20 protein-coding genes and 4 pseudogenes are annotated in these 21777 nt (G+C 63.8%); 16 read left to right on the top strand and 8 right to left on the bottom strand.

What is annotated here, in order from left to right; genetic code table 11:
• Nucleotides 1-144 precede the first annotated feature (144 nt).
• The 4 genes and pseudogenes from AB4Y67_RS00260 to AB4Y67_RS00245 all read left to right on the top strand — a co-directional run bounded on the left by AB4Y67_RS00260 (nt 145) and on the right by AB4Y67_RS00245 (nt 3978).
• Nucleotides 145-1956, top strand: coding sequence for a putative bifunctional diguanylate cyclase/phosphodiesterase (locus AB4Y67_RS00260; protein WP_441403814.1), 1812 nt, complete (start codon nt 145-147; stop codon nt 1954-1956).
• Between the two features lie 395 nt (nt 1957-2351).
• Complete coding sequence (locus AB4Y67_RS00255; protein WP_441403813.1) at nt 2352-2570, top strand: three-helix bundle dimerization domain-containing protein; 219 nt, start codon at nt 2352-2354, stop codon at nt 2568-2570.
• Nucleotides 2571-2905: 335 nt separating this feature from the next.
• On the top strand, nt 2906-3223 hold the full coding sequence (locus AB4Y67_RS00250; protein ID WP_441403812.1) for a hypothetical protein: 318 nt from the start codon (nt 2906-2908) through the stop codon (nt 3221-3223).
• 99 nt (nt 3224-3322) lie between these two features.
• Nucleotides 3323-3978: pseudogene (locus tag AB4Y67_RS00245) on the top strand (Type 1 glutamine amidotransferase-like domain-containing protein).
• A gap of 97 nt (nt 3979-4075) precedes the next feature.
• On the opposite strand, the gene AB4Y67_RS00240 reads toward AB4Y67_RS00245, so the two are convergent.
• Complete coding sequence (locus AB4Y67_RS00240) at nt 4076-5107, bottom strand: NADPH:quinone reductase (RefSeq protein WP_441403811.1); 1032 nt, start codon at nt 5105-5107, stop codon at nt 4076-4078.
• A 63-nt stretch (nt 5108-5170) separates the two neighbouring features.
• Between AB4Y67_RS00240 and AB4Y67_RS00235 the strand changes: the two genes are divergently transcribed.
• From AB4Y67_RS00235 to AB4Y67_RS00215, 5 genes are all read left to right on the top strand, one after another.
• Complete coding sequence (locus AB4Y67_RS00235; RefSeq protein ID WP_441403810.1) at nt 5171-5989, top strand: hypothetical protein; 819 nt, start codon at nt 5171-5173, stop codon at nt 5987-5989.
• A gap of 24 nt (nt 5990-6013) precedes the next feature.
• Entirely contained in the window at nt 6014-6400 is a 387-nt protein-coding gene (locus AB4Y67_RS00230) for a VOC family protein (protein WP_441403809.1), read from the top strand.
• A gap of 244 nt (nt 6401-6644) precedes the next feature.
• On the top strand, nt 6645-7244 hold the full coding sequence (locus AB4Y67_RS00225) for a M20/M25/M40 family metallo-hydrolase (RefSeq protein ID WP_441404309.1): 600 nt from the start codon (nt 6645-6647) through the stop codon (nt 7242-7244).
• A gap of 305 nt (nt 7245-7549) precedes the next feature.
• Nucleotides 7550-8800, top strand: a complete 1251-nt coding sequence (locus AB4Y67_RS00220; protein WP_441403808.1) for an alkaline phosphatase family protein — start codon at nt 7550-7552, stop codon at nt 8798-8800.
• Between the two features lie 391 nt (nt 8801-9191).
• A complete protein-coding gene (locus AB4Y67_RS00215; RefSeq protein WP_441403807.1) occupies nt 9192-9320 on the top strand; it encodes a helix-turn-helix domain-containing protein in 129 nt (42 codons plus the stop codon).
• A 461-nt stretch (nt 9321-9781) separates the two neighbouring features.
• Here the strand turns inward: AB4Y67_RS00215 and AB4Y67_RS00210 are convergent.
• The 5 genes and pseudogenes from AB4Y67_RS00210 to AB4Y67_RS00190 all read right to left on the bottom strand — a co-directional run.
• Nucleotides 9782-9967: pseudogene (locus AB4Y67_RS00210) on the bottom strand (IS3 family transposase); the annotation flags it as partial.
• Nucleotides 9968-10135: 168 nt separating this feature from the next.
• Nucleotides 10136-10945, bottom strand: a pseudogene (locus AB4Y67_RS00205) (AAA family ATPase); the annotation flags it as partial.
• A complete protein-coding gene (locus tag AB4Y67_RS00200) occupies nt 10945-12330 on the bottom strand; it encodes a Mu transposase C-terminal domain-containing protein (RefSeq protein WP_441403806.1) in 1386 nt (461 codons plus the stop codon). The gene AB4Y67_RS00200 and the pseudogene AB4Y67_RS00205, both read right to left, overlap by 1 nt.
• 7 nt (nt 12331-12337) lie before the next feature.
• Nucleotides 12338-12973 carry a recombinase family protein gene (locus AB4Y67_RS00195; protein ID WP_441403805.1) on the bottom strand — a complete coding sequence of 212 codons (636 nt, stop codon included), beginning with the start codon at nt 12971-12973 and terminating at the stop codon, nt 12338-12340.
• Between the two features lie 228 nt (nt 12974-13201).
• Nucleotides 13202-13591 (bottom strand): winged helix-turn-helix transcriptional regulator, encoded by a 390-nt coding sequence (locus AB4Y67_RS00190; RefSeq protein WP_441403804.1) that lies wholly within the window; start codon nt 13589-13591, stop codon nt 13202-13204.
• 101 nt (nt 13592-13692) lie between these two features.
• Here AB4Y67_RS00190 and AB4Y67_RS00185 point away from each other — a divergent pair, with 101 nt between their 5' ends.
• Complete coding sequence (locus tag AB4Y67_RS00185) at nt 13693-14559, top strand: SDR family oxidoreductase (RefSeq protein WP_441403803.1); 867 nt, start codon at nt 13693-13695, stop codon at nt 14557-14559.
• Between the two features lies 1 nt (nt 14560).
• Complete coding sequence (locus tag AB4Y67_RS00180; RefSeq protein WP_441403802.1) at nt 14561-15187, top strand: NAD(P)-dependent oxidoreductase; 627 nt, start codon at nt 14561-14563, stop codon at nt 15185-15187.
• A gap of 305 nt (nt 15188-15492) precedes the next feature.
• On the opposite strand, the gene AB4Y67_RS00175 is transcribed toward AB4Y67_RS00180, so the two are convergent.
• Nucleotides 15493-16482, bottom strand: coding sequence for a zinc-binding dehydrogenase (locus AB4Y67_RS00175; protein ID WP_441403801.1), 990 nt, complete (start codon nt 16480-16482; stop codon nt 15493-15495).
• Nucleotides 16475-17068, bottom strand: a complete 594-nt coding sequence (locus AB4Y67_RS00170; protein WP_441403800.1) for a TetR/AcrR family transcriptional regulator — start codon at nt 17066-17068, stop codon at nt 16475-16477. The genes AB4Y67_RS00175 and AB4Y67_RS00170 overlap by 8 nt, the downstream gene beginning before the upstream one ends.
• 104 nt (nt 17069-17172) lie before the next feature.
• Here AB4Y67_RS00170 and AB4Y67_RS00165 point away from each other — a divergent pair, with 104 nt between their 5' ends.
• From AB4Y67_RS00165 to AB4Y67_RS00145, 5 genes and pseudogenes are all read left to right on the top strand, one after another.
• On the top strand, nt 17173-17562 hold the full coding sequence (locus tag AB4Y67_RS00165; RefSeq protein ID WP_441403799.1) for an MmcQ/YjbR family DNA-binding protein: 390 nt from the start codon (nt 17173-17175) through the stop codon (nt 17560-17562).
• On the top strand, nt 17559-17918 hold the full coding sequence (locus AB4Y67_RS00160) for an MmcQ/YjbR family DNA-binding protein (RefSeq protein WP_441403798.1): 360 nt from the start codon (nt 17559-17561) through the stop codon (nt 17916-17918). The genes AB4Y67_RS00165 and AB4Y67_RS00160 overlap by 4 nt, the downstream gene beginning before the upstream one ends.
• Nucleotides 17915-19237 carry a replication-associated recombination protein A gene (locus AB4Y67_RS00155; protein ID WP_441403797.1) on the top strand — a complete coding sequence of 441 codons (1323 nt, stop codon included), beginning with the start codon at nt 17915-17917 and terminating at the stop codon, nt 19235-19237. The genes AB4Y67_RS00160 and AB4Y67_RS00155 overlap by 4 nt, the downstream gene beginning before the upstream one ends.
• Nucleotides 19206-20687, top strand: a pseudogene (locus tag AB4Y67_RS00150) (carboxylesterase family protein). The gene AB4Y67_RS00155 and the pseudogene AB4Y67_RS00150 overlap by 32 nt, the downstream one beginning before the upstream one ends.
• 173 nt (nt 20688-20860) lie before the next feature.
• The gene (locus tag AB4Y67_RS00145) at nt 20861-21517 is read left to right on the top strand and encodes an EAL domain-containing protein (RefSeq protein ID WP_441403796.1); all 657 of its coding nucleotides are present in this window, start codon (nt 20861-20863) and stop codon (nt 21515-21517) included.
• The last annotated feature ends 260 nt before the right edge of the window (nt 21518-21777 follow it).

The following is a 21777-nucleotide window of genomic DNA, read 5'->3' as shown; positions in this document are numbered from 1 at the left end:
GGGCTTCGCAGGCTGCACGTACTCGCCCTGCCGGTGACGACGGGAACCACTTTTCCTTATCAGGAAAGTGCCTAATCGAGAGTTGACTTGCAATTTTTGTCCATTGTTCAGGTCTTGTTTGTCTGGATCACGTATCAAGGGTCGGTGAGCATTGATCCCGGTATTCCCGGTCGGGCGCCGCGCCCGTCATCCCGCACCCTAGCCGAGCTCGGTTCCATTGCAGTGGTTTTTTCCGGGGATTCGCCGTCCATTGAGATCGAGGCTCTTTTCCGTGCGGACCGGGGACTCCGCGCCGTCGTGATCGACGTGCACGGCACCCTCTGCCTGTTGACGCGTGATCAGGTCGATGACCGCATGACCGGTCGGCTGGGTTACGGGCGGGCTCTGAATACTCGGGTCAAGGCCGCCGCCCTGCTGCCGAAGAACCGTTTCATAGTCGAACCCTCCATGGATCTCCGGACCGCTGCGGCCGTCATCCTGGGCAGGCCTGAGGAAACGCGCTATGAAGATCTGTTGGTCCCGTCGGCGAGAGGACCTCGGATCGTGCCCGTCTCGGAAGTTTTCGAGGGCCTGTCAGAGGCTTTCGAGCAGGACGCGCTCCATGACCCGCTCACCGGGCTGGCGAACCGCCGGCTCCTGGACGAACACGGCCCCGCACTGGTCGGTGCCGCGGGATCGTCGTCGGTGGCTGTCCTTTATATTGATCTCGATGACTTCAAGATCATCAACGACACGTTTGGTCACCGTATCGGCGACGCGGTGCTCTCCGCCTTTGCGGCCAGACTCCAAACGTGCACGAGGCCCGCAGATCTTACCGCCAGGATTGGCGGCGATGAATTCGCCGTGCTGCTGGTCGACGTCGATGAATCCACTGCCCGCGCAATCGCCGCACGCTTCCTGGAAACGCTCGAAAATCCTTTCACCCATGATGGGCACGAGCTCCATCTCTCGGCGACGCTCGGCCTGGCCATGGCCGCGGACGTCGACGGCGAGAACCCAGCTGCGCGGCTGGAGTACCTGCTCCGCCACGCAGACACGGCCATGCTTCAAGCCAAACACGATGGCAAACGCCGCCTGGGCCGGATCGACCCCTGCCGTCCTCCCACCCGGTTCGCCCGCCAGGCGCTGATCCGCCGTCGCCTGCCCCACGCCCTCGCAACCTCAGGGCTAACGCTCGTCTATCAACCACTGATGGATATTGCTACCGGCGCTTGTGGGGGCGCTGAGGCCTTGCTGCGATGGGAAGACCCCGACCTGGGCCGCGTGGGTCCCGACGAATTCATCCATGTGGCCGAGCACACCGGCGAAATCCACGCGATCGGCCGCTGGGTAATCGATCAGGCCTGCGCCCAGGCCCGCCGGTGGTCGGACGCCGGCACCCCCAGGGCAATCTCGGTGAACATCTCCCCCGTCCAGCTAAGCTCCGGGACCCTGGTCCCGGATCTTCTCGCGGCTCTGCGGCGTTACGGGCTGCCGGCTTCCCTGTTAAACATTGAAATCACCGAGACCGCCGCCGTCGCGGACCTCCGATCGGCTGCTGCGCAGCTGCGCGAATTGACCGACGTCGGGATCGGTGTCGCCCTCGATGACTACGGAACGGCATATTCGTCCCTCGCCATGCTCCGCGACCTTCCGCTCACCTGCCTCAAGCTCGACAAATCCTTCATCGACACCATCGACTCCGACCCCGTCTCTGCCATCCTTGTCTCCGGCGTCATCGCCCCGGCCAAGGCCCTGGGCCTCACCACCACCGCCGAGGGCGTGGAACGACAAACCCAACTGGCCATCCTGCAGGAGCTCGGCTGCGACACCGCCCAGGGCTACCTCATCTCACGCCCGCTCCCGGCGGACCAACTCGACGCCGTCCTGCGGGCTATGCAAGCGAATGCTGCATGTAAGCCCACCTCCGAGCAGCCAGTTCCCATCCGCGCTGCATTCGCCAACAGCAGGGTTTAGCGCCTTCCTCGGACCGGAGAGGATCACGGCTGCCCGAACAGCCGTTCAGCCCGCGCACCCTCAGACCACGACCTCTCCAGCCACAACGGCGGGCGGACGCTTGGCGCCTACTGGGGTCGCCCATGGAATTTCTGCCTGGCACCGAGGCACGGGTACCCGGAGCGACTCTGGGAGACCGCGGTAGAGCCGGCCACCTCGCTGCACGTGGGGGCGCCGCCGACAATTCCACCGTGATATTAACCGAGCGATCAAACTTCCGTACCGAGATCCCGGGTGCGAGTGCCCCGTTCCGGCAGCGCACGTCGACGACTGGCCGGCGCGGGCCCGGCCAAGGCGACCTCGGACGGCAGCTGGTTTCGTTGACCGCAGCCCAGTCCGCGGCTGACACTGGACAGATGAGCGATGGAGAAAGCGAATCAACCATCCGCAAGGTTGTCGAGCGCCTGGCCGCAAGGTTTCCCGGTGCTCCCAACACTCGTATCGAGGGCGTCGTTCGGGAAGAATTTCAATCGCTGGCTTCAGGGCGGATCAGGATCTACATTCCGACCCTGGTCGAGAACGCCGCCAGGGACCGGCTTCATCGAGAGTTCGCCAGCGCGCCCAGCATTGATTGACCGTCCCCCGGAGCTCGTCCGGAACTGTCCCGGACGTTCTCCTGCGGAGCATCCAGCCTGACTTCGGCAAGAAGAACCGCGGGCCCCTCTCTACCGATCACCGCTCCAGGGCTGTCGCAGAGGTGGCTGGCGAACTCGTCAGAAGAGCCCGGTAAACACCCGGTTGGCGGCGGCAGCGCCCCGGAACGCAAGGTTCAAACTAGGCGCCGGTTATCCCGGATACCCACCCAGAGAGTTCGACAGATCCTCCCTGTAGCTGGCACCAAAAAGTCCCGTCCCGCAGCCCGGCTGGCCGAAACCACCCAAATGTCACGCACGTCTGAAAGGATTCGCCCATGACAACTCACCGCATCGAAGACTTCATCAGCTCACTCATCACGCCCGGACTCTCCGAAAAGATCCGTGGCCAGCTCGCCGCCGCAGAAATTGTCGTCGCCGGGGAGGCCAAAGCGTCCGAATTCCACAGCGTGCAGTCCTGGCCGTCCGGCGCCTCCCGGTACCACCTGGTGTATAACGATGCCTCGGCTGTTCTCTTCCGCGACGGCATCCTGTTCGGCGTCGCAAAGTTCGACCGGAAGCTGCTCTCGAAGAAGAACCCCGCCAAGAGGTTCCGTCTCCCACTGCCCGCCGGCGTTGCCGAAGACGGCCTATAGGCACGCAGTGTGCTTACCGGATCTGTCGGTGAGTTCCAGCCCGTTCCCGCCTCGTCAGGCACATCCACCATCCACGCGCGAACTTTTGGGGGCACATTTTTGAAGCTATTGCTTACATCAGGCGGCGTGACGAACCCGAGCATCCACTCGGCGCTCGTGCAGCTTCTCGGCAAGCCGATCGCCGAATGCCACGCCCTGGTCGTCCCAACCGCCCAGTGGGGTCACCCTATGTGCGGACCGGCATCGGTGCGGGGCCTCCTGGCCGCCGACCACGACTCCCGTCACTTGGCCGGCCTGGGCTGGGCGTCGCTCGGCGTTCTCGAGCTCACCGCGCTGCCCACCATCGGCACGGACCGCTGGGTCCCCTGGCTTCGGGAGGCCGACGTGCTCTTGGTCGACGGCGGCGACGCGACGTACCTGTCCCATTGGATGCGGGAGTCCGGGCTGGCCGAGCTGCTGCCGTCACTTCCCGACACAGTGTGGGTGGGGGTGAGTGCCGGAAGCATGGTGATGACGCCCCGGATCGGGGAATACTTCGTCGAGTGGCCGTCCGCTCCGGACGATCGCACCCTGGGGGTAGTGGACTTTTCGATCTTCCCGGCGCTTTCCCGGGGAACTCCCTGGCCCACGCAGAGCGGTGGGCCGCCGACATAGGCGTCCCTGCCTACGCCATCGACGAACAGACAGCCATCAAGGTCGTGGACGGCTCCGTCGAGGTGGTCTCGGAAGGACAATGGAGGAAGTTCGGGTCATAGCCGCCCGGCATTCGTGACGAAGCGTTGTTGAAAGTGGCCTCGACGCGCCGGGGTTGTACGGCGTGACTGCCCCCGCGAGGCTCCCGAGCGTTATCGGCTAGCTCGCTGACACATCGATCAGCACCTTGCCGATGACGCTCTCTTCCACCGCCGTGTGGGCCGCAGACGTGTCAGCCAGGGCAAAGCGATGCAGCGGCAGACCTGCGGCTTCCCCGACCGGAAGGGCACCGTCGGCGATGGCCGCATTGATGTCCTCGGCGGCGTCATGTACCGCAGCCATGCCAACGGTGTAGAGCAGCACGAACTGGTAGCGGACGTTGAGGCTGAAGTGCCTGCGCACGTCCAGGGTCACCCGATCGCCGCCGTTGTTGGCGTAGACCGCGATGGAGCCGCGGTTGCGGATTACTGCCAGGTCGAGTTCCGCGTTCTGCGCGGGCGCCACCTCCACGATTTGGTCGACTCCCTCGGGAGCGATCCTACGGATCTCCGCGGCGGCGTGGCTTTCCCGGTAATTGATGACGTGATCGGCGCCGGCGGCCGTTGCCAGCGCTGCCTTCGCCGGTCCGCTCACGGTCGTGATCACGACGGCGCCGGCCCACTTGGCGAGCTGAATCGCCGCATGGCCCACGGCGCCGGCCCCTCCGGAAACAAGAACTACCTTGCCGTCCAAGGCTCCCGGGCGCAGCCGCCGCGGGCCGTCCTCGGCGATGGTCAGGGCCCTGTGGGCGGTGATCGCGGGAACGCCCAGGCTTGCACCGAGGTCGAACCCGGCCATCTTCGGCAACGGGAAGACCCGCTCGGCAGGCAGGACGGTGAACTCCTGGGCTGTCCCGCCGTCGGCGCGCTGGTAGGCCGCCAAGGCCACCCAGACCCTGTCACCGACGTGGAGATGCTCGACGCCGGGTCCGACGGCGTCCACGGTTCCGGCGCCGTCTTGGTTCGGCACGACCTCCGCGAAGGGCAAGGGCTCGCCCGGTCTGGCGCCGCGGCGTGACTTCCAATCGGTGGGGTTTACCGCAGAGACCATGATCCGCACGCGGACCTCCCCGCGCCCAGGGTCGCGGCTCTCGCGGTCGACGAGTTCGAGAACAGACGGATCACCCGTGGCACGGTACACGATTGCTTTCATACTCAGACCTAACGCCGGCCCGGACCGAAAATTCCCGCCGTGTCGCGATAAACTGGACCGATCATGATCGGTGCCCCGCTCCGTCTTCTGGTCTGGTTGGTCGTCCTAGCTACCCTCCTCCTCTCGGCCTGCGCGCCGACGATCAGACTCGATGAGGCCACCACGGATCCACCGGTCCAGTCCTCCTCGGCTCCGCCGGCCGCACGCGATGACGTCCCCGCTTCTTACGGGCCCCTGTCCCCCACCCCGACGCCCGTTCCCACGCAGCCTCCGGTGCCCCAGGCGTTCGCCCTCAACCTCTTCCAGGAGGGGGACTTCGTGCCGCAGTACACCTTTGAGTGGTGTGTGGCGGCGAGCATCCAGATGATGCACAACCTCATCGACGACACCGGGGCCGGCACGTGGACCGACCGCGTCCAGCAGGGGGAACTCTGGGAAATGGCCCGGGCACGGTCGTTCAACTCGTTCAACGGTGCAAACCCCCTGGGTTGGGCGGAAGTGCTGACCGCCGTCGGGATGGGGCCGTACGCCGTCGTGAGCGTCGCCGACTATGAGCAGGCGCTGCAGACCGCGGCGCGCGCCATTGCCGACACGGGCCGGCCGGTCGGGCTGGTCATGTGGCACGGCCGCCACGTATGGGTGATGAGCGGCTTCGAGTCTCTCGGTGACCCCGGCCAGTTCCCGGTGTTCCCGGTCACCGGCATCCGTGTCCAGGATCCGCTCTACCCGTTCGGCGACGACAAGTGGGGACCGTCCCCCGCGCCCAACGCCCTGCTCACCCCCGAACAGCTGGCGACGCAGTTCGTCGTCCGCGAGCCGCGACGCTGGAGCAGCGATATGCCGGCCGGCTACATGCTGGTGCTGCCGATCGCCAACGCCTGATCAGCCCCACCCGAGGAGGTCACCATGACGGTCACTTTCAACCACACCATCGTCTACGCAACGGACAAGCGCCATTCGGCGGAGTTCCTCGCCAACGTGCTCGGACTGCCGACACCCCAGGCCATGTGGTCTTTCATGACCGTGCCCCTCGACCACGGAGTGGCCCTCGATTTCGCCACGGCAGGCCGGCCTATCTCACCGCAGCACTACGCATTCCTGGTCAGCGAGGAGGACTTTGACGGAATCTTCGCAAGGATTCAGGCCCAGGGCATCCCCTACTGGGCAGACCCGGGACGGTCTCGCCCGCAGCAGATCAACCACAACGACGGCGGACGCGGCGTCTATTTCGCGGATCCTGACGGACATTTTCTCGAAGCGATCACGCGTCCGTACGGATCGGGGGCTGCATGAAAGGAGGCACCGTGGACGCGACCGAAGCGCTGCAGCACTACGAGTCAATCCGCACGGATCAGGAGGACTTCTACAAGGACCTCCACCAAAACCCCGAGCTCTCACACCAGGAACACCGCACCGCCGCCAACGTGGTGCGCAGCATGAGTTCCTACGGCTTCCAACGGAGAACGGGATCGGAGGAACAGGAGTCGCTGTGGTGCTGCACAACGGCAGCGGGCCAACGGTCTTGCTTCGCGCGGACATGGACGCGCTGCCCCTGCAGGAACGGACCGGCGCAGACTACGCAAGCACGGTCATAGCGCAGGACCAGGGTGGGGACCATGTGCCCGTCATGCACGCCTGCGGACACGACATCCACGTCGCATGCCTGCTGGGTGCCTCCAGACTGCTTGCCGACCATCAGGACCAGTGGCGCGGCACGCTCCTGGCCCTATTCCAGCCGGCCGAGGAGGCCAGCGACGGGGCCCGCGGGATGCTCGCCGATGCTCTCCTGGACCGTATCCCGGCGCCCGACGTCGCCCTCCCCCAGCACGTGCTGCCCGACGTGGCGGGCCACGTCTCCACCCTGTCCGGCCCGGTCCAGCAGGACGACCCGATTCGAAGCCCAGGGTGGGCAAATTGCGCACACCCTCCTTATCCCTTGCAGGGACAACCGAATACGTCAGAAATGGCTGAGACATACGCCATCCGACGGGCGCCACCCGCGTCCGGTGTCAAACGCCGCTGGCTCTCCTTCCAGCCAGTTGCTGCCATGGATACATCCGGGAAGTTTTGCGACAATCAGCGGAAGCGTTTCTGCTTGCCATTCGGACTTATCAGTGAGGTTTTGCGGCACAGGTGAAATCCCCCCAGTCAACAGCACGCATAGGCAAGGACCTCACTTGGTCGCGCCCTTCACCGGATGACCGTTCCAGTTCCTTGGAACGATGACTTGGGCTTTGTCTTTTCGATCTCCCGCTGGCCCAGCACAGTCACAATGTCAGCCAGATCCGCCGTACTCCGGCCCAGCCTGGTGAGGTCGTAACCTGCATAAATAAGCAAACCAGAATTGCCGCGCGAGTCCTTTCGCTGAGCTTGGTCGGACGCGGATTCGCTGCCTCGCGGAGTATCCTGAACGTCTCCTCATGGGAAAGACAGGTTTGCGCCATGATCACCACCACCAGGCCCATCATCTTCGTGGTTTCGGCGCAGTCGAGGAGTTCTCGCTTCTCACGTTTAGTCCAGCGATTCTCAGGGCAATCCGGAGGGACACCGCGAAAGCCGGAACCGATGAGCCGGAATGTCGGAGCGTTCCCGGGCCTGACCCGCGCGGCACGACCCGCGGCGCTGCTTCTGGCTGGTGTCCTCGCCATGGCCGCCACAGGGTGTGAGCCCTCGCCGCCGGCGGCCGGAGCATCGGCGGGCCCGAGCGAGAAAGCGTCCCAGTCCCCACAGGCGTCTGGGAAGCCCGGTCACGTCTTCGTGATCAACCTGGAGAACAAGAATTACGACGAAGTCTGGGGCGCCGGCTCGGCGGCCGCGTACTTGTCGAAGACCCTGCGCGCACAGGGCGTGCTGCTCTCCCGGTATTACGGGACAGACCACAATTCCCTCCCCAACTATCTGGCGCAGATTTCCGGGCAAGGCTCGAACACCATGACACGCCTCGATTGCCCGGTATATGCCAGGTTCAAACAAACCGGAACATCCGAGCCGGGCCAGGTGATGGGTACTGGCTGCGTGTACCCGGCCTCGGTTCCCACCCTTGCAGGCCAACTCAGTTCCGCCGGCAAGACCTGGAAAGGCTACATGGAAGACATGGGAGCTCCCTGCCAGCATCCCGAACCCGCCTCCAAAGACGATCACCACAGAGCCAAGGTCGGCGACCAGTACGCCACGCGCCACAACCCGTTCGTGTATTTTGAGGAAGTCACATCGTCCCCGGACTGCCAGAACAACATTGTGGACTACACCCATTTAGCTGATGACCTGAGGTCCGTGGACACGACACCGAACCTTTCCTACATCACACCCAACCTGTGCAACGACGGCCACGACACCCCCTGCGTCGACGGGAGCCCGGGCGGTCTCGAAAGTGCCGACAGTTGGCTGCAGCAGCAAGTCCCGGCCATCCTGGCCTCCCCGGCCTTCAAACAGGACGGGGTGCTGGTGATCACCTTCGACGAAACCGAAGCCAGAATCTCCGCTCCGTCGGGGGTCCCCGGAGGCACTGCGGGCGGCCGGATCGGCGCGCTGGTGATCTCGCCGTTTACCAATGGGGCAACGACGTCGGACAAGATGTACAACCACTACAGCCTGCTCGCCAGCATCGAGGACATCTTTTCGTTACCGCGACTTGGATACGCGGGGGCTCCCGGCCTGAACACCTTCGGACCTGACGTCTTCAACGCGGGGTAACTGCCGGCGACGCTGAAACCCTCCCCGCACTTCCGTTCCCCATCCGGGGCCCTTCGACCAACAAACCTTCTCCCCTGGCGGGCCTGAGCTAGTCGTTTCGGAGAAGACACCCACTGATGAGCAAACCCGGGCACAGAAATACTCGACACAACCACCTCCGCGACGGCCGCTGAAATTTCCTCGCGTTATTTCTTCAGGCTCCGGAAGGTTCCAATCGGCACGTCGTCGTGCGAGCCTCAGCCCTGCGACGGACAGCACTGGACCCCACAGCCGGCCGCGCCAGCGGACGCCCGATCCGCTGCTGTTGCTGTTGCTGTTGCTGTTGCTGTTGCTGTTGCGAAAGGCAAAAGGATCGGCCGGCCCAGCGTGATCGATCCAGCGAAGCTTGCCTATGCCATACACTTTCGCGACGAGCTCCGAGATCGCCAAAGCCACGGGTATCACCCGCTCCAGCCTCTACCGTTACCTCCTGCTCTGTCCGCCGGAGGCGCTGGCCGCCGAGACCCAGCCAACCGCATAAAAGCCCCGAATTTTGGTGGCGGTTCATTTTAGGCGCGACTTCGACACAATGATGGTTAGTACGAATTCAAACAAGACGATACCCAAGGAGATGGCATGAAGTTTAGATTCGACGTAGGTGATCGCGTTGATCGGCTCGACTACCACGGGCCGCTTGGAGCGGCTGGCACAGTCGTCTGTCGGGAAGACTCCTATGGCTTCCGCTCTTACGAGGTGGCCTGGGATGAAAGCCCCACTATGTCCAAAGAAATCGAAAGTGTGCTCGTTCCACTCACTGAGTCGCTTCCAACCTGGCCATCTGCAGATCAGCATTTCCCACCCCGCAAAGCACCGCGCCTCGCTATACACGAGCCGCCCCACGTTGAAGAGTCGCCATGACCGCGCGGAACGTACATCCATCGCCGCCGGCCAACCCTTCCCCACAGTCGCCGGGACTGCTCCGGCTTTTGTTGACTCGGGATCTTAGGCCGCAAAGAGCCCGGTCCGGTTGCTTGATTCATATTCGATCGGCGTAAGTTTTCCCAGCCGTCTTTGCCGTCGCCGGCGGTGGTACGTCCTTTCGAACCAGGTGGTGATAGCCCGGCAGAGCTCCTGGCGGGTGAGCCATCTCTGGCGGTCTAGGACGCTTTTCTGCAGCAGCGAGAAGCCGGCCGCCCCCTGTCTTCGCACCCCCAAACGGCGCTGTGACTCCTCTGGCAGCTGAAATGACAAGCGGTGTGGACCCGGAGTTTTCAACCCGGATTGGCCGAGATGTCGGCGGCAACCTGTGGACTTCGGAGCTTTTTGGCGGTGTTTTGTTGGCGCTCTTTGTCGTTGGTTGCCGATGACGAGGGTGCTGGTGGCTGCTTCGATGACGTCGTCGGTAATGGTTTCGAGTTGGTTGATCTTCAGTACGCGGGTGATCTGGGGGAAGAGCCGCTCGAGGAGCCGGAAGTTTCCGCGGGTGATTCGTTCGATCGCGGCGATTGCCTGGGCGTCGGTGAAGTCGTCCGGGTCGAGTGATCGGCCGAGTCGTTTCCAGTGCCGATCGAGGACGAACAAGAGCTCGTCGCGACCGAGTGCCCTGTAGCGGTGGGAAAAGCCGAGACGGCTGTAGAGCTGAGGGTAATGGCGGAATCGTTGATCGATGCCGGGCATGCCGATGAGGATGATTCCGAGGTGGGTGCGGTCGTGGTTGTCGCGGAGGATTTCCAGTGCGGTTGGGGTGAGGCGTTCGGCTTCGTCGATGATGAGCAGTTCGACCAGTTTGGTGATGCCGTTCATGATGCGAGGGGTTGTTGGGTCGTTTCGGTGGAGGTGGCCATCGATGCAGGATGCGATCCGGACCTGGGAGCGGTGGATTTCTGCCATAAGTTCTCGGGGGCGGCAGAGTACTTCCGGGGTGTAGAAGACGGCGCGGGATCTGTTTGCCAGTGAGAAGTGCTTGGCATCTTCCTCTGCGTCGCGGGACCGCCACTCTGTTATGTAGGGTCCCAGGGCATCCCAGTTTGCGTAGCGCCGGGCGGAGTAGGTTTTACCGACGCCGGCGTCGCCATGGCAGATGCCTATGGTGCGTTCCTTTCGCACGGCGTTGGCGAACTCGGTGAAACGCCGGTGTTCTTTGGTCACGATGAATGGTTGGTCCATCATTCGTCCTCTTCGTAAGTGCGAAGCCGCGGCCGGCGGCGCGCTGGTTCAGCGGTTCGGGGTTGTTCGCGGGCAGCAACGATCGGGATTAGGTCGTTGATGGTGCGGCGCAGTTCGCGCCGACGTGCGCGGCGTGCGGCTTCGACGTCCCGCAAACTCAGCCGGAGATTCGGGTGGTCCTCGTCGATGGCGGTGCAGATGAAGGTGCCATGGTCGTAGACGCGTATCTCGGAGATGTCGCGGGGGTCGTAGCGGATGGTGATGGTGCGCCCGACGAATGGTGCCAGGGTGGGCGAGAGATAGCGCTGGCCTTGGAAATGGATGCCATCGCGTTGCACGACGCGGTTCTTCGGGACGGTGAGGAGGAGCCCGTCGAGTTCTTCGAGGGTGTCGGGCATGCGTGGAAGCCAGCCGTCAGCAACCCAGGCGTCCCGAGGTGATATGCCGAGTTCGCTGTGTGTCCGGTCGTTGTACGTGGTGATGAATGCCCCAATCTCGCGGTCGAGTGCGGGCAGGTCGAGCGCGGGCTGTGGTGTGCGGGTTCCGGGTCCCATGCGTCCTGGCAGCGCGGCGAGCACTTCGGTGTTGATCGTTCGAAAGAAACGCTCGATCTTGCCGCGGCCTTGAGGCCGGCCGACGGTGGAGTGGATGGTTCGGATGTGCAGCGCGACGGCGGTGCGTTCAAGGTGGTGGCTGGTGAAGTCAGAACCGTGATCGACGTGCAGGATGTCGGGCAGTCCGCACGTCACCCAGGACGGATTCTGTTTTCGCCAGATCGCCTGCCGCAGTGCGAGTGCTGTATTCAGGGCTGAGGGTGCGCCGGTAAAGACGGTGTATCCGCAGATTGCCCGGGAATAGTCGTCCATCACGGCGGTCAGCCAGGGACGGTCCGGTTTACCGTTTGCCCCGATGATGAGGATGTCGAGCTCGGTGTGGTCTGCCTGCCATATCTGGTTCGGCCGTTCCGCCCGCCGGCGGTACACGAGTTCGTGCCGATCACGGTATGAGGCCGGCCCCTCAAGAGCGAGGGTGACGAGCCCGGGGTCTAGGGCTGTAACGATGTCCCGGACGGTTGAATGGCCTGGTGCTGGGGCGTTTCTTTGTCGGGCGTCGGCGACGGCGAGCCGGTGCAGTGTCGCAAGGCTCGGGCGCGGCTTTGTTAGAGCGAGCCGTTCGATGAACGCCACGGTCTCCGCTGCCGTGTGGCGCGTGCCGGCATCGACGCGGGGCCGCGGGTCCAGCGCTGCGATCCCGCCTTCCTGGAACAACCCGTGCCAGCGCTCAAGAGTGCGCAGGCTGACCTTCGTTTCCCGGGCCAGCTCCGCGAGTGGGATCTCATCTTCGACGTGCAGTCGAAGGATCCGCCACCGCTCCGCGCCGTCCATGCCCCGGCTACATCTTGGTGCTCTCGCGGGTGGCGAGGGCCTGTTGGTGACGGTAAAGAGTTGCCCGGCTCCACCCGACGAGCCGGGCTGCTTCTTCGGCGGTGCGGCCCTTGGCCCGCGCGTCGGTCACGATCCGAAGCTTGTCGGCTATCACGACCGGATCGGAGAGTGGCCGACCGAACCGGGTTCCGCCCTGCCGCGCCGCGGCAATGTCCGCGTTCACGCGTTCGACGATCAGCTCCCGCTCGTACTCGGCCAGAGTCGCAAGCATGTTCAGCATCAGACGGCCCGACGTTGTGGTGGGATCAATACCGTCCGAAATGGATCTCAGGTACACACCGCGTTCCCGCAGCAGGTTCACCGTGTTCAACACATCGATCAAGGACCGGCCGAGCCGGTCCACCCGCCACACGACGACCGTGTCACCCGGCTCCACATACGCGAGGAGTTTCTTCATCCCCGGACGCTCAACGGCTGCCTTGCTTCCGGACGTGACGTCAGCGAAAACATCACGCTTCTGCACCCCGGCATCGACAAGCGCGTCGAGCTGCAGCTTCGCGTCCTGGCCCGACGTACTCACACGCGTATACCCAAGATGTCTCACCCGGTCATTGTGCCTCAGAAACCCCCGGCCAGCACCCATCTGAGACGATCGGCGGTGAGACATCTTTCCAAGACACGGGCCGGCCCGGTACGACGCCGATTCCTTAGGTACTCCAAGACACGAAGGCCGTGTCTCGAAAAACTGTAGTTTTTCGAGACGTGATCTGCCTCCCACTCTGTCGGGAAGCTCGAGGAAGTCACAAACCCGGTCCTGCAGGACACCGTCACCACTCTGGGGTGGGCGCGGAATTACATCGCCCACTTCGGGTCAGGTTGCCGTGGAGCCTTGCCCGTTGATGATGTCATCTGCGTTCTGGATGGCCCAGGCGGCGAGAGGAACGAGCAGCGTGCTCAGCTCGTGGCCGAGGTCGGTCAGGCTGTAGTCCACGCGCGCGGGGATGGTGGCCTGGGCGTGTCGGCGGACAAGGCCGTCTCGCTCGAGGGTCTTTAGTGTCTGTGCCAGCATCTTCTCGCTGATGCCGTCAGCACGCCGGCGGAGGGCACTCCAGCGTTGCTCGCCCTCGGATAGGGCGATCAGCAGAAGAAGGCCCCACTTGCTGGTGACGTGTTCCAGTACTGTCCGGCTGGGGCAGCCCGCCAGAAAGACGCCGTCGGTGAAGATCGCAGGGAAGCTCACTGAGGAGGTACTAACTGTCATATATGCACCTTACCTCAAAGTGCGTACTAACTATTGGGAAGTTAATCCTGAATGGGGTGGTTGTGAGCAATGACAACGTAAGAACCTCGAAAGGAAACACCGTGACTATCGTCATCACCGGCGCGACCGGCAAGCTCGGCCGCCACGTTCTTCAGGCACTGCTGGAGAGCAACGTTCCCGCAGCCGAGATCGTCGCCGCAGGCCGCTCCATCGAGAAGCTTGAGGACTTCGCCGCCCAGGACGTGCGCGTCACGGCGATGGATTACGACGACCCGGCCTCCGTGGCCGCGGCCCTCGCCGGCGCCAGCAAGGTCTTGTTGATTGCCAGCTCCGAGGTGGRCAAGGATCGCCCTGGGCAGCACCGCACTGTGATCGAGGCCGCGAAGGCGGAGGGTGTCGAGCTGCTTGCGTACACGAGCAACGCGAACGCCGACACCAATGCGACGGTGCTGGGGAAGGACCACAAGGCGACCGAGGCGATCCTCGCTGACGCCGGAGTTCCCTACGCCCTCCTGCGCAACGGCTACTACTTCGAGAACTGGACCGACCAGCTTCAGGGAACCCTCGCGCAGGGCGCACTCGTGGGCAGCGGCGGTGATGGTCGGGTCAATGCTGCGACCCGTCGGGACTTCGCAGAGGCCGCCGTGGCCGTCCTGCTCGGCGAGGACCAAGCGGGCAAGGTCTACGAGCTCGGCGGCGACGTCGCGTTCACACTGACCGACTTCGCTGCGGAGATCACGGCCGTCACCGGCACCACCGTCGTTTACAACGACCTCCCCGCCGCGGAGTACGTAGCCTTGCTGACGTCCTTCGGCATCCCGGAGGCCTTCGCCGGGATCCTCGCGGGCTCGGATCAGGGACTCGCCCGCGGTGACCTCCTGGTCAAGGGCGATGACCTCCGCACGCTCATCGGACGACCGACCACCACCCCCGCCGAGGCCGTGCGCTCGGCCGTCAACGGCTCGTAGCGTGAACATCACGATCATCGGCGCCTCCGCCGGAGTCGGACCCGAGACAGTGCACGCCGCGCTGGCCCGCGGACACAGGGTGACCACCCTGTCGCGGTCGGTCTACGCACTGCCGGCCAGTGAGCACCTGACCGTCGTCCAGGGCACCGCCACGTCAGTAGAGCACGTCCGCCAGGCAACCGTCGATGCGGACGCCGTCCTCGTCACCCTCGGCACCAAGAAACTCGGTGCGACGACGCTGTTCAGCGACACGGCGTCCGCACTCGTCGAGGCGATGGCAGGGCGAAAGGAACCGATGATCGTGGTGTCCGGGTTCGGAACTGGCGACAGCGCACAGCTCCAGAATCCGGTCACCCGGATCTTCATGAAGGCTCTGCTTGGCCGGATGTACGCCGACAAGGCGCGGATGGAGGACATCCTCACCGCCACGAGCCTGCAGTGGGAGATCGTACGACCGGGCACCCTGTCCAACACCGGCACCGTCACCACGACGACCGGAATCACCTCATTCCGCAAAGGAATGAAAGTACCGGGGATCAGCCGGAAGAACCTCGCCGCCTTCTTGGTCGACGAGGCGGAAGAACGGCGCTACCCGCACCAGTTCGTCCTCCCCACCGTCCGCCCCTAGCGACCGACATCTCAGCGGCGGCGCACCGGCCGGCCGGACGCGAGGAACGTGAGGGGGCGGCGATCGTCGCCCCCTCACGAAGCCGCCGCCAGCATCCTCGACATCCGAGACTAGCGCCGCACACCGATCGCAGAACGCCGCCAGTTAACGGATCACCTCCACATCGATGGCCACTCGTTGGAAGAGCTGCCCTGCCGCGAGTTCGTACCGCCACTAACTCGTCGGCGTGGAGTGGGTCACGCCCGTGATGCTGAGTGTGGCGAGACCCAGGGATCTCTAGGGGGCTGATGTCATGGTTGTAGGGCTCAGGCCAGGACGATGACGTGTTTGCCGGGCTGGCCACCGCTCGTGAGTGCGCGGTGGGCCGCTGCGACACCCTCGAGCCCTTGATGGGTGCTGGCGATGGTGATGTGGAGTGTCCCTGCTTCGATCGCCCTTAGGTATTGATTGAGCGCGGTCGTAGGGAGGTCTCGCGCGGTGCCGGCGTAGCTGGTGAGGCGGACGCCGGTGGGGATGCTGAACGGTGAAAAGTTGGGGATGGTCCACTGCCCGTTGAGTGCTCCGACGAAGCAGACGGTGCCGCCTAGGCGGACGAGGGACATTGTGGAGGGGAGTGCGGTGGCGCCAACGAATTCGAGCGCCGCATCCAGCCCCTTTGGAGCGAGTCTTCGGACGGTGTCAGTGAGCGTGGCGTCGTCGAGGATGGAGTGGTCTGCACCGACGTGTTTGAGGAGGTCGAAGCTGTCGGGTTTGCGGGTTGTGGCGATAACGGTGGCACCGAGTTGGTGCGCGATGGCGATCGCTGTCAGGCCGACGGTGGAGGTCCCGCCGTGAACGAGGATGCTCTGCCCCTGTCGCAATTGCAGCGCGGTGGTGAGTGAGCCGTGCGCGGTCTGCACCATCTCGGGCAGGGCGCCGAGGATGTCCCACGGCAGCGAGGTCTCGAAAGGGATCACGTTCACAGCATCGACGAGCGTGTATTCGGCATAGCTGCCATCGATGGAGCGGCCGAGACCGCCCATCATCGTTGCGACCTTCTGCCCCGGTTTGAGGTCGACACCGTCTCCGACAGCGTCGATCACACCGACAGCTTCTATGCCCAGGATGCGGGGGAAGGTGAAGTCGGCGTCGGATTCGCCCTCGAGGCTGGTGGCCTCGGACTCGTTGATCCCGAACGCCATCACCCGGATGCGGACCCACCCAGGTCGCACCTCGGGGATCGGCACGTCGCTGACGGTGAGGCCGTCGATGTCGACGGGGCCGCTCAGGCGAATGGCACGCATCGTCTCAGGCATGGTTTTGCTCCTTCTTGTGGAACGGGTGATCGTCAGCGGGCAGTGCGACGAGAGCTTGGTAGGCCTGGCGCACCGTCTCGTCGTCGAGCTGACTGTCGGGGTGGATGACGCGGTGACTCCACCAGCCCCACAGCAGGGCATTGATGGCAAGGGCTGTGCGATCCGGGACTACGCGGTGGAGCATTGCGAGTGATTCCGCCTCGACCATGCGGAGGACGTCTTCCACGTCTTGGTTGCGGGCCCCGTAATGGCGTATTTCCTCGTAGAGGCGGATGTCGAGCAGGCTCGGGCTCGTTTCACCGATAGTCGCCGCGACGAGYGCCTCGACGACGTCTGCGCTGGTGCGCGCGGCCCGCAGTGGTGCTGCGTAACGGGGTTCGAGTTCGCTGCGGGTCGTGTCGAGGGCGCTCACGATGAGGCCCTCGAGGCTGGGGAAATAGTAGGTCATCGAGCCCAACGGCACCCCGGCGTGCGAGGCGATACGCCGATACGACACCGCTTGGATTCCGTCGGCCCTAATCACCTCGAGCGTCGCCTGCAGAATGCGGGACCTTCGTCCCGGGTCGTTCGGTTTACCCTTCCTCACGTGCTCCCCTTCACTGTAGAAAAAAGTATGTACGGCTGTACACACACTAGGATACGCTTGTTCCTGCCAGTCATGTTCATAGCAGTAATTTCAGGAGGGGCACCTTGGACGGTGACACGATCCAGCAGCACGCCCGCGACCGCGTTGAGGAGCTGCCAGGGGCTGAACTTGAGTACCCTTTCGGGCCCGACTGGGAGGTATTCAAAGTCCGCGGCAAGGTCTTCATGCTGATGACAGACACCACCGGGGAACCGATCGTCATCGTTAAGGCCGACCCGGAAGACAGCAAATCACTTCGCGAGAACCACAAGGACATTACGCCGGGTTACCACATGCACAAGAAACACTGGATCACCTTGAATCCAGGCGGAAACCTGCAAAAGGCGCTCGTCGAAGACCTCGTCACCGAGTCCTACCTGCTGGTGGTCGAGAATCTTCCTCGCGCCAAGCGCCCCGTCGATCCCGAGATCTTCGGCGACCGGAGGGGTCTGTGACACTTTCGGGCGAGCAGTTACAGCAGCATGCCCGCGATACCGCGGCATCTCTCCATTACGTCACCAACGGACGCCCGTTCACCGCGCACCTGGAAGTGTGGAAGGTGCATGAGAAGGTTTTCCTCATCGTCACTGACGATGATCCGAGGATGCAGATCATCACCGTGAAGGCCGATCCCCTCCACGGGGACGCGCTCCGCCGCAACTTCGACACGATCACCAGTGGTCGCTACTTTAACAAGCAACATTGGATCACTATCGGAGCCGGCGACGGGATCACCACTGAGCTGATCGGAGAGTTGGTGCACGATTCCTATGACCTCGCTGGCGACCTCTACCGGAAGCGGCTGTCGTGAGTGAGACGCCGTCGTTATTCGAGATAGACGACTCCTCGCGGCCTTTGGCTGACCGGCTCCGTCCGCGCAACCTGCAGGAGGTCGTCGGGCAAGACCATGTCCTTGGTGCGGACGCGCCTATCGGGCGAATGGTCAACTCGCAGCGGCTGATTTCGATGGTCTTATGGGGACCGCCCGGGTGCGGGAAGACCACTATCGCAAGGCTCCTCGCCGAGGAGACCAACCTTGCATTCGAACAGCTCTCCGCCACTTTCTCCGGCGTCGCGGACCTTCGCAAGGTGTTTGCGCTTGCGCAGCGTCGGCGTGAAATCGGCCAGGGAACGCTGCTGTTCGTCGACGAGATTCACCGCTTCAACCGCGCCCAACAAGACTCGTTCCTGCCCTACGTCGAAGACGGCACTGTTGTCCTCGTCGGCGCGACCACCGAGAACCCCAGCTTCGAACTCAACGGCGCACTGCTGTCCCGCTGCCAAGTTTTCGTTCTGAGGCGCCTCGACGACGCCGCGCTTAGCACTCTCATCACTCGCGCGGAAGCACTCATCGGCCGCCCGCTTCCGCTGACCGAAGAGGCACACGTAGCGCTGACGGCGATGGCCGACGGTGACGGCCGGTACCTGCTGAACATGATCGAGCAGGTGCAGGCCCTGCCCGCACCCGTCGACCCGGCCGCCCTCGCCGCGGCCGTGCAGAAACGGGCACCGCTGTACGACAAATCCCAGGAAGGCCACTACAACCTCATCTCCGCACTCCACAAATCGATGCGCGGTTCCGACCCCGACGCAGCCCTGTACTGGTTGGCGCGAATGCTCGACGGCGGTGAAGACCCCCTGTTCATCGCCCGCCRCATCACCCGATTCGCCACCGAAGACATCGGCATGGCCGACCCAAACGCCGTCCAACAAGCCCTCGCGGCATGGGACGTCTACGAACGCCTGGGCTCACCCGAGGGAGAACTCGCAATCGCCCAGGCCGTCATCTACCTGGCAACCGCACCGAAGTCGATCGGCGTGTACCGCGGCTTCAACAAGGCGCACGCCGCTGCCAAACGCACCGGCTCGCTCATGCCGCCTTCACACATCCTCAACGCCCCGACCCGACTCATGAAAGACCTCGGCTACGGCAAGGGCTACCAGTACGACCCGGACACGGAGACCGGATTCTCCGGCGCAAACTACTTCCCCGATGGCCTGCCCCGGGAGACGTTCTACGAACCCACCACACTGGGGTACGAGCGAGCCATCACCGAACGATTACACCACTGGAATCAGCTCCGGGACTCGTCCGCCAGTGACTCAACCCCCGAATCCGACGCCGACTAGATCACCTTTGAAAGGAAATCCCCTCATGACAAACCCTTCCCCGACACACACTGTGCGTTCCTGGCTCGGCGTCCCCTTCGCCACCGCGGATCGCTTCCACAGCCCCGTGTTGCTGCCCTTCAACCCTGACGCGCCCTACGACCAGAAGGGACCCGCCCCCCTCCAGGCAGGCGCCCCCACATGGCTGGAGGCCGACAACGGATTCAGCGAAGACTGCCTCAACCTCAACGTCTGGGCACCCGAAGACACCACCGAGGAACCTCTCCCCGTCATCGTCTACATCTACGGCGGCGGATTCGAGATGGGAGCGAACACCCAGACCACCTCAAACGCCTCCGGCCTCGCCGCAACCGGCCGCGCCGTCGGCGTCTCGCTGAACTACCGACTCGGCCCCTTCGGCTGGCTCTCCCTCTCCCACTACGGCGGAGCACTATAAGACGCCACGAACCTCGCCATCCAGGACATCATCACCGCCCTCCAGTGGGTGCGAGAGAACATCGCCCGCTTCGGCGGCGACCCGAACAATGTCACCGTCACCGGTCACAGCGCCGGCGCCTACTCGGCGACCGCGCTCCTCGCAGCCCCCGCAGCAGACGGCCTTTACCACCACATCGCCGCATTCTCCGGTGGAGCGTCCCGCATCGTCCCAGCCTGGTGGGCGGAAGAACTCGCCCTCGCGTTCCTCACCGAACTCGGAATCCAGGACGACCCCGAACAGATCCTCACCCTCGACGCCCAGCAACTCGCTGATACCTTCATCAAGGTCAGCCCGCGCGAGTTCGGGCAGCGGCAAAGCATTGACAACACCACGACCAGCATCGTCGACGACCATACCCAGCCCGGCGGCGTCCTCACCGCACACCCCATGCGTGCCATCGAGGCCGGGAGGCGCACCGATATCGACATCATCTTCAGCAGCACCACACACGAAGTCGACTGGTACGTCATCAACGACCCCGGGTTCGATCCCGGCAGCGTCGACAACATCGTCGACGTGTTCGCGTCGAAAGGCCGCATCCCACGCAGTCGCGCCCGTGCCATCGTCGCTGAATACGACACCGACGGGCGCACCCCCGCTCAGGTGCGCGCGGCGCTGTACACCGACTACTCCTTCACCCTGCCAGCCAACCGGGCGGCACTCGCACACGCAGCAGCCGGCGGCACCGCATACCGACTCAGCATCGGCTCGGCCGAAGGCGCCCACGCGGTGCACGGCACCGAGATGTACGGCATCGTCGGTCAACAACGCCCAGACCAAAGCGCAGAGCAAGCCACCCGCGACACTTTCGTCCGCGACACCCTCCTCACCCTCGCCGAAGGCACCACCAACTCACTATGGGACGCCGTCACCACCCAACCGACTACCCGCGGTATCGGTGATCAGCCGACCGATCCAACCACACATGCCCTGAACGTGCTGCGCATCTTCGAGGGGATCGAACGCACGTAAGCGCCACTGCCGGTTAGGTGCCAGGACACTGAAGACGACGTGGCCAAGGCTGCCCCAAGGCCTCAACATCTAACGATCACGACATCGATCGATCACAGAACACCGCCACAAAGCGATCCACTCCACAGCAACCGTCGTAGCATACTGTGGACGCAACCGGAGAGAGGACCCCCATGGCATGCGACGGCTGCACGACATCTTCAAAACTCGACTTCGATTTCAGCATGGCCTTCCAACCCATCTATGACGCCGTTGCCGATCGCGTATGGGGCTACGAGGCGCTGGTCCGAGGCTTGTCGGGCGAGAGTGCTTTTGAGGTCCTGTCAAAGGTCTCACCGGAACAGAAGTACCGCTTCGACCAGGACTGCCGCGTCAAGGCAATAGAGCTGGCAGCGCGCCTTTTTCCTCCAGACGAGAATCTAAAGCTGTCGATCAACTTCATGCCGAACGCGGTCTACGAACCGGCCGCATGCCTTCGTGCGACACTGCTTGCAGCCGCGCGCTGCAGCTTTCCGACGTCGTCCATCATGTTCGAGTTCACGGAGAATGAGGAGGTCTCGGACACCGCTCACCTCACGAACATCATCACCGAATATCGCAGGCATGGCTTCACCACCGCCATCGACGACTTCGGTGCCGGTCATGCGGGCCTGGGGCTCCTCGTCGACTTCCAGCCGGACCTGATCAAGATCGACATGAAGCTCATCCGCGGAATCGACACCAGCCCGGCCCGTCAGGCCGTCGTTGCCGGCATCCTCGGCATCGCCAAGAAGCTCAACATCACGGTGCTGGCAGAAGGGTCGAGACTGAGGCGGAGTTCCTGGTTTTGAAGGCAAACGGCATCCGCCTGTTCCAAGGATATTGGTTTGCTAAGCCAGCATTCGAGGAGCTTCCGCAGGTACATTCCGGTCCTGCCCTGGACATCACCGCGGTCGCTTAGCATTCAGCGAATTCCTCCAGAGGAGCACGTAAGCTCTCCGCCGGCCTGGTCGTAGGGCAGCGCCCGCGTCGGTCCCCGGCAGCGTTTGGGAATCCGGGCGGTATCTTTGAAGAGTCGTCGAACGGTTCGGCGCGGGCTCTGGGAGGACGA

The sequence above is a fragment of the Arthrobacter sp. YAF17 genome (genome assembly GCF_052113365.1).
GTDB lineage: Bacteria > Actinomycetota > Actinomycetes > Actinomycetales > Micrococcaceae > Arthrobacter.
The sequence above is the reverse complement of the archived record's forward strand: the minus strand, read 5'-3'. Positions and strand labels throughout refer to the sequence as shown.

Coding starts and splice junctions, on each gene's coding strand:
- AB4Y67_RS00145 (WP_441403796.1), top strand. CDS start 20,861: ATGGCATGCGACGGCTGCACGACATCTTCAAAACTCGACTTCGATTTC.
- AB4Y67_RS00200 (WP_441403806.1), bottom strand. CDS start 12,330: ATGGACGGCGCGGAGCGGTGGCGGATCCTTCGACTGCACGTCGAAGAT.
- AB4Y67_RS00190 (WP_441403804.1), bottom strand. CDS start 13,591: ATGACAGTTAGTACCTCCTCAGTGAGCTTCCCTGCGATCTTCACCGAC.
- AB4Y67_RS00175 (WP_441403801.1), bottom strand. CDS start 16,482: ATGCCTGAGACGATGCGTGCCATTCGCCTGAGCGGCCCCGTCGACATC.
- AB4Y67_RS00250 (WP_441403812.1), top strand. CDS start 2,906: ATGACAACTCACCGCATCGAAGACTTCATCAGCTCACTCATCACGCCC.
- AB4Y67_RS00240 (WP_441403811.1), bottom strand. CDS start 5,107: ATGAAAGCAATCGTGTACCGTGCCACGGGTGATCCGTCTGTTCTCGAA.
- AB4Y67_RS00215 (WP_441403807.1), top strand. CDS start 9,192: ATGCCATACACTTTCGCGACGAGCTCCGAGATCGCCAAAGCCACGGGT.
- AB4Y67_RS00195 (WP_441403805.1), bottom strand. CDS start 12,973: ATGGGTGCTGGCCGGGGGTTTCTGAGGCACAATGACCGGGTGAGACAT.
- AB4Y67_RS00230 (WP_441403809.1), top strand. CDS start 6,014: ATGACGGTCACTTTCAACCACACCATCGTCTACGCAACGGACAAGCGC.
- AB4Y67_RS00220 (WP_441403808.1), top strand. CDS start 7,550: ATGATCACCACCACCAGGCCCATCATCTTCGTGGTTTCGGCGCAGTCG.
- AB4Y67_RS00225 (WP_441404309.1), top strand. CDS start 6,645: ATGGACGCGCTGCCCCTGCAGGAACGGACCGGCGCAGACTACGCAAGC.
- AB4Y67_RS00235 (WP_441403810.1), top strand. CDS start 5,171: ATGATCGGTGCCCCGCTCCGTCTTCTGGTCTGGTTGGTCGTCCTAGCT.
- AB4Y67_RS00255 (WP_441403813.1), top strand. CDS start 2,352: ATGAGCGATGGAGAAAGCGAATCAACCATCCGCAAGGTTGTCGAGCGC.